The sequence below is a fragment of the Hymenobacter miniatus genome, from assembly GCF_016427455.1.
Lineage (GTDB): Bacteria > Bacteroidota > Bacteroidia > Cytophagales > Hymenobacteraceae > Hymenobacter > Hymenobacter armeniacus.
Window position 1 is genome coordinate 22127 of sequence record NZ_JAELXR010000023.1, and the last position, 7301, is coordinate 29427.

General features: G+C 52.2%; 5 protein-coding genes. All 5 read right to left on the bottom strand.

Annotated elements, in window-relative coordinates:
• Window positions 1-208: 208 nt before the first annotated feature.
• Genes JAO73_RS22440 through JAO73_RS22460 form a run of 5 tightly spaced genes read right to left on the bottom strand, consistent with a single transcriptional unit; the run spans window position 209 to window position 7153 of the window.
• Window positions 209-1120, bottom strand: coding sequence for a DUF3037 domain-containing protein (locus JAO73_RS22440; RefSeq protein ID WP_198979577.1), 912 nt, complete (start codon window positions 1118-1120; stop codon window positions 209-211).
• Window positions 1117-1947, bottom strand: a complete 831-nt coding sequence (locus JAO73_RS22445; RefSeq protein ID WP_198979578.1) for a HipA family kinase — start codon at window positions 1945-1947, stop codon at window positions 1117-1119. Before JAO73_RS22445 ends, JAO73_RS22440 begins: the two co-directional genes overlap by 4 nt.
• 8 nt (window positions 1948-1955) lie before the next feature.
• Window positions 1956-2678 carry a hypothetical protein gene (locus tag JAO73_RS22450; RefSeq protein ID WP_198979579.1) on the bottom strand — a complete coding sequence of 241 codons (723 nt, stop codon included), beginning with the start codon at window positions 2676-2678 and terminating at the stop codon, window positions 1956-1958.
• A 10-nt stretch (window positions 2679-2688) separates the two neighbouring features.
• Window positions 2689-4578: an N-6 DNA methylase gene (locus tag JAO73_RS22455; RefSeq protein ID WP_198979580.1), complete on the bottom strand. Its 1890-nt coding sequence runs from the start codon at window positions 4576-4578 to the stop codon at window positions 2689-2691.
• A 37-nt stretch (window positions 4579-4615) separates the two neighbouring features.
• The gene (locus JAO73_RS22460; protein ID WP_198979581.1) at window positions 4616-7153 is read right to left on the bottom strand and encodes a DEAD/DEAH box helicase family protein; all 2538 of its coding nucleotides are present in this window, start codon (window positions 7151-7153) and stop codon (window positions 4616-4618) included.
• Window positions 7154-7301 lie beyond the last annotated feature (148 nt).

A 7301-nucleotide genomic window follows, 5' to 3' on the forward strand; every position in this document is an offset into this window, starting at 1 on the left:
TAGTGTAGTGATGTAACAAAACAAAGAAGTGCAAAAGCCACTGTTTTTCTGGCCTACCATTCTTGGAGTTGATAAATTCAGGCGTTGCAGGTGGACCCGTTCTAAGTAATCTGACCTTATTAAACGGGCTGGCATTTGGCTTCCCACTTATTGGCAAACTCCGCCGATAAGTGGGAGGCCAAATGCCAGCCCGTTTAATAAGGTCAGATTAAGTGCCCTGTAAAGCTCTTACCCGACTTCCGCGACGAATGGGGCGCAAAAAGCGGTGGGCCTTGGTTTTCTCAATACGTTCAGCCACTTCTTCGGCCTGGGAGGTGGGCAACGTCTTAAGGACTGGGTGGCTTTTCAACACTTGCCAGAGCTTGTGCTTAGCAGGGTCCTTACTCTGGCTTGGCTCATCACAGATTACATAAAATGCACTCTTTTCCAACGACTTTTCGTACGTCCGCGTCAGGATTTGTGCCGCCGTTTCGTATTCAAAGATGTGCTGTTGCAGGGTGGGCATAGTGAACCGTTCCAGCGGCAGGGTATGCGCGGCCGTGAACGAACCGTTTAGTCCCAGGCAAGTCAAGTCCAGTTCAAAAAACAGTCCTGATAGCAGTTGGTCAGTCAAATGCAACTCGGTATGTACGGACCCTTTCACCCGCTCAACCAGTGCCCGTACCGGAGCCGGTGAAGTGAATACATCTAGGCTGGGGGCAGAAACCACTCTGCTTTTCTCAACCAACCGGCCATACAGTTGCTCGAAAACAGTGCCGGGAGCATCGTTCTCAAATAGCGCTACCGGGTTCGGGTTGCTGATTTGCAGCAGGCCATTAGAGTAGCGGTTCATGTATTGCCAATCGGCCAACTGAATCAGCTCGGGGCTGTTGGCTTTCACTCCCCGCAATCGAGCTTCCGTATCCCCTTCCAGCCGTTGCGCTACCTGCTGAATTAGCTGGTACACTATACGGCGGCTGGCTGGGGCCAATTCGGCTGCCAACCGCTGCTTGCGGGGAGAAAAACGGAACCGGTACCGCTGTCCGTCAAAAAACACGAGCCCCACGGCCACGGCTTCGCCAGCTACCGGATTGGGAGCGATACGGACGAGTAAGTGAAACGCGGCAAGTTGGGAACTCATAAATTCAGGTACGACAAAAAAGCCTTTAGTATAATATCGAGGCGGGAAGAATCGAACAGCGTAGCCGCCAAATTCGTTTGCTGAACCGCACTTAAACGGTAGTCATCAGGCAATTGGTCACATATTTCAGCAAAGTGGTCCTGGCATTTGCGGATGCGAAAGTAACACCCTTGGCGCAGTTCATCGGCTAGGAACAATGGATGGGCTGCCCGCTGCTGCTCAATCACGGCCCTAGTGGTAGTAGCGCTGATTAGATTCTTGTTTAGGTCGAAGTAGCGATAGTTTGGCCGTAGGTGCTGTGGGTCCAGTCTGCCGAATACATACGCATGGTCAATGGCCCAGCAACGGAGTTGGCGGCTGCCCACCTGTGCCGGGGCCAGCAGCAGGTTATGATGCGATGCCCAGCGGTCATCGTTGCCTACCCAGGCATCAAACAAAGACAACCACACCAAATCCCCCGCGTTGACGAGCATTGCTGGGTCGGTGGTTTCGCGGAGCCGTTCCATCGAGTCGTGCGCGTATGGCACTTCAAGCGACCCAAAACATGGTCCATGCAAGTAACTCCCCGCCCGTGCGGCAAATTTGGGCGGGCGCTTCCACAATTCTTCAGGCGTGTGCAGAACTGCTACTTCCGGTGTAGCAATTCCCCAAAGGCCTAACAGGTAATGGCAGAGCCACTCGGCTTGCAATTCGTATGGCTTAGTACCCTTGTGATACTTCAGATAATATGCCTCATATCCTTCCGTAAGCACAAGCAGCGGCTCATGAGCCGTGCCAATAAGCTTTTCGATGCTGCGAACGCGTAGATGAGGGAGCGGAGCTATCATTAACTGAACTACGCCTCAGCATGGATAGCTGAGAAACTCTCAAACAGCACCTGAATGGCCTCAAAATGTTCATGACTGCTCAGCCGGCTCAAGTCAAACCCCAGGCAAGCTTCGGTATTGCGTGGTGAGAAGTAGTTGGTATAAATCAGTGCTTCCTGAATTTGGTCCTCTTCCTGAGGGTACTCACGTAGCTCGGGGTCGTAGCTATCCACTAGAAACTGTTCAAAGCATCCTTGCACAACAGGGCGCATCAATTCCTGAATTACGTCAAGCAATGCCAATACTTCGTTGATTTTGATGTCGGCATTGGCCTCGCTGGTAAAATAGATACTGCCATTGGCATGAGCCATGTCATTGCGGTCATCCACCAACTTTTTCAGTTTGCCAATGTGTTGATGCTCGCAATCAACTAAGCGGAACAGGGTGAAAATTGTCCGTTCCTGCACCTTGCTAAATCTGAATGGTGAGGTAGCATCAAGAATCTTTTTCTCATCCTGATGTAGTATTAATGCAGTTTCAAACAAGCTTTTACGGCTGCCCTTGATTTGCCATACAGCGCAGTACACGCAGCTCATAAAGAGCATATGGTAAGCCAGAAGGGAGAATTGGTACTGACCGTTCTCGTAATTATGGGCAAAGGCTTGCCACAAAAAGTCGATATACTCTTGCTCCTTCTCGTTTTTAAAACGGCTAGGCAGATGGTCTAGGATGCGGGCGGCGTCATCAAGCATAATTCAAGCGTTACGCTGTTAGTACGCCTGTGCCCCATACCTTACCAATGGCAGCTTTTACCTTTTCTTCTTGCTCCGCGATTTCTTGTTTCAATCTCTCCATACGCTGCTCGTAGCTCGCAATTTCGGCCACGATTTCCTGCTGCACTGCCAGCGGCGGCAGTGGGATTTCAAGAGCTTCATATACGTCATTTCGATTCAATCCTGGTACTCCAGCACCGCCCCTTAGCTTAGGCAAATCAAGAGTTAGCAGTACTTGATGTAAGTAACGCATATCCACTCGTTCAGGTGATATTGGCTTCACATAATAGGTGGTATCAATGGGGTAGCAGTTTTTATCAACAAAAGTCACTTCTCCGGCAGAGCCTTTCCGCCCAACAATAATGGCTGGGCCTTCTATCAAATATTCATTATGATAGCCTGTAATGCCATTAGAACCTAAAACGGGATAAGGCCCTGGAACACGTTTGTCTTTAGGCAGTGGAGCACCATATTCAAGTGTACACACTTTTGAAAATGGCAACATTTCAAAAGAAGATATCTGTGCGATACTTTCTCGATACCGCTCCCCACTCAAATTCCAATCCCCGTTCTCCCCAATCCGATTTTTGCTCACCAAGTGCAACCCGTCCAAGTCAGGAGAAGTAGCATTCAGAGCACTATTGCTCAGATGGTGGAACCAAGTGCGAAGTTGGGCTGTGGCGGCGGGTAGCTCCGAGCCGGTGGTTTCGCGGCGCTGTGCCCCTAGGCCAAAGCCGTCATTTGCGATTTTGACAAACAGCACTTCATCGGTGTGCTGAGCAAGGCGCTTGTCGAGAATAAGGACACTGGTTTTTACCCCGCTGTAAGGCTGAAACACTCCGGCTGGCAAACTTACCACGGCCACTAAGCTTTGCTTCACGAGCAAGTGGCGCAGGGCGCGGTAGGCCGTGCCGCTTTGGAATATGATGCCCTCGGGCACAATTATGGCTGCCCGACCCTGGGGCGTTAGGTGCTCAGCGATGTAGTCCACAAACAGAACTTCGGAGCGGTTAGAAAGCATCGAAAACCGCTTGTGGGGTCTGATACCGCCTTTGGGCGACATGAAGGGTGGGTTGGCCAGTATCACGTCAAAGGTGTCGTTCCAGTGGTCCTCACTGGTGAGGGTGTCATATTCTTCCACCTGTGGCTCGGGGAAGCCGTGCAGGTAAAGGTTGGCCAGCGAAAGGCGTACCATGTCGGGCGAAATGTCATAGCCCTGGAAGTTGCGCACCAAGCGACTGCGCTCCTCAGGCGTGAGCGTGTCGCCGGGTTGCTGCTTTTGGTTGTGAGCCAAAATGTGCTTATAGGCCGAAATCAAAAAGCCAGCCGTGCCGCAAGCGGGGTCCAACACGGTTTCGTGCTTTTGCGGGTCCATCACATCCACAAGGAAATCAATTAGGTGGCGCGGGGTGCGAAACTGCCCCGCGTCGCCTTGAGCGCCTAGTACTGACAGCAGGTATTCGAAGGCATCGCCCAGCCGCTCGGAGTGGTCGTAGCTGAAGGCGTTGATTTCTTTGAGAAAGGCTCGTAGCGTTTCGGGGTCCCGATAGGGCAGGTAGGCATTTTTGAAGATGTCCCGGAAGAGCGTGGGCACACCAGGGTTCTCATTCATCTTCGCGATGGCCTCTGAGTAGAGGTTGAGTATGTCTTGCCCACCCATGCCCGGGGCCATGAGTTGCGCCCAGCCAAAGCGGGCAAAGAGCCCGGCAAAGAAGGTACGCTTGCCGTTCAGCTCCTCCGCTTCTGCGTCCATGTCATCCATGAACTTGTAGATGAGAGCAATAGTAATCTGTTCTACCTGCGACTTGGGGTCAGGCACTTTACCCACTAGGATATCGCGGCAGGAATCTATTCGGCGCTTGGTTTCGGAATCTAACACAGGAAAGTAAGGATTATAAAAGCAGGTGCTGAAATTACTATAAGAAGCGATTCAGCGACACGTAGTCTTTGATGTAATCAGGAATGCGGTTGCGCCAGCCGTCTGGCACGGCTTTGTAGTCCCTCATATTGAAGCTGGCGTTGTTGTTCAGTTCACCGAGCCGGCCATTGCTAAGGATGGTTCGCAATCTCCCATCGGTGATGTAAGCTTTGAAAAAGTACTTCATAGCCACAATGTGCCCAGTATCAGCAGGGTTGAAGTTGAGCACGAAACGCTCGAATTCTTCCTCGAGCAGTTCATCTTTCGACTTAAATGACGTAATACGGCCAAAGGCTTTTTCCAGCACTTCGCGAACGGTCAACCGGCGGTCCAGACCGGCGGCGCGGCGCAGCTTCTCGAGGTTGAAATACTCATGTGGCCTGTCGAAAAAGTTATTAACTAGGTACTCAGTGGCTTGCTCCCATTGCCCAGTTCCCACTTGTTGGCGCAGCGTGTCATCGGCCTTCACTTGGTCCTCGAACTTCTCGAAGAACATTCGGTCAATTTTCATCCCATCCAAGCCAATAAGCTGCTCCAGCAAGGTGCGCACCGCATCTACCTCGGTGGCTTCGTAGGTACCGGCTGCGGGCTGACCGCCGAAGTCTTCATCACGCTTGGTGGTGGTGGCACGGGCGGGTAGCTTAAGAACTTGGTCATAATTAAACCGTTCCTCAAAGTACTCGCAGTTGGCGAAGAAATCGAACAGCTTGAATGCCGTTTTGCGCGGGTGGCGCACTAGCTCGTGCTGGTCCTTGTCGAACAATTCTTCCAAGAAGTTATGCTTGCGGGTGCCTCGGCCCTTCATTTGTACAAAATCGGAGGGCAAGAAGATGGGTCGTACCAATGCCAGGTTCAGAATGTCTGGGCAGTCGTATCCTGTGGTCATCATGCCGACCGTAACGCACACCCGGGCCTTGCTCGTGCGGTACTCGGGCAGGAAGTTGGCTGTCCCCAACAGCTTGTTATTGGCGAAGTTAATGGTGTACTGCTGTGCGCCTGTCACGAGCGAAGTCACCTGCACCGCAAAATCGGACTGGTAGCGGCCAGGATATACTTTATCTGCCAACTGATTGAGGATTTGGGTCAACTTTCCTGCGTGGGCTTGGCTTACCGCAAACACGATGGTTTTGCCAAACTCCCCACTCACGGGGTCGCGCAGTCCGTGTTGCAGTAGCGTTTCGCAAAACACGCGGTTGGTGTCTTCGGAAAAGAATTTCTTCTCAAAATCACGCTGATAATAACTTTCCTCCGTTTCCTTTTCGCTGTTTTCCTGTTCGGCTAGCACAGTGTAGCCTTCATCGGATAGCAACTGCGTGGTTATGTCGGTGCGAGCATCTACCACTAAAGGGTTTATGAGGAAACCGTCGCGCACCCCGTCCAGTAGCGAATAGCGGAAGGTGGGCTGGCCCGATTCACAGCCGAAAGTGCGGTAGGTGTCTAGCAACGTCCGGCGCTCCAACTCGCGTGGGTCGCGGGTAGTGGGGGCCATAGTATCGAAACGTTTGAGGTAGTCACGTGGCGTGGCCGTCAGGCCCAGCTTGTAGCCGATGAAGTATTCGAATACAGCCCGCGCATTGCCACCGATAGAACGGTGGGCCTCGTCGGAAATCACCAAATCGAAATCAGTGGGTGCGAAAAGGCTCTGATACTTACCATTGGAAAGCAGCGACTGCACCGTAGTCACCACGATTTCGGCCTTGCGCCAGTCGTCGCGTTGCTCTTTATAGATGACCGATTTAGCGTCGTTTTTCAGCAATTGCACGAAAGCCTTGTTGGCTTGTTCTTCTAGTTCGATTCGGTCTACTAGAAATAGAATCCGCCGTGCATTGCCGGTGCGTAGAAACAGCTTAATGATGGCAGCTGCGGTAAGGGTCTTGCCAGTACCCGTAGCCATTTCGAACAGAAAGCGGCTATGGCCTTCGCTCACCATTTCCTGCAACCGTTTTACTGCCCGTAACTGGTACCCACGCAGAAAGCGCAGCTTGTTTCTCTCCATGAAGTCCGGCCGCTCCAATTCGTTTTTCCAACCGGCTTCGTTTGCGTAGTTCGGCTGCTGCGTGAGGGCGATGTAATCTGCATCCACTGCCTCATCCACCAGCTTCGCTGGGTTCGGCTCAAACTTCTTGTAGCCAGCTACGGATTCCGGCCCTGGAAACCGTGAAATAATATAGGGACTACCCTGCGTTAAATCCCAGAAGTAATGCAGGTTTCCGTTAGAAAGTAGCACGAACCGACAGTTTTGAGAGCGGGCATACTTTCGGGCTTGCTCCTTCCCAACCAACGGGCTCTTATCCTCAGCCTTGGCTTCCAGCACAATCAGCGGTGCACTTTTCTCATCGAGTAAGAGGAAGTCGACGAATCCGTTCTTCACACTCCCGAAGTCATCACCCAAGGCTGATACCTGCGCAGTAGTCAGCTTGATGTTAGGCTCAAGCACAATGTTGGCCTTGCCTTCATCAGAATCGAAAAAGCGCCAGCCGGCTTCTTCCAATAGCTTGTTGATTTTGATTCGAGCGGTAGCTTCTTTGGTGGCCATAGGGCAGATAGGCAAAGCATCAAAGTTAAAACGATGTTAGGGGAATCAAGTCTTGGACATAAAAACTGGCCGAACCGGCGCCAGTGCGGCGCCGAACCGGCGCCAGTGCGGCGCCGAACCGGCGCCAGTGCGGCGCCGAACCGGCGCC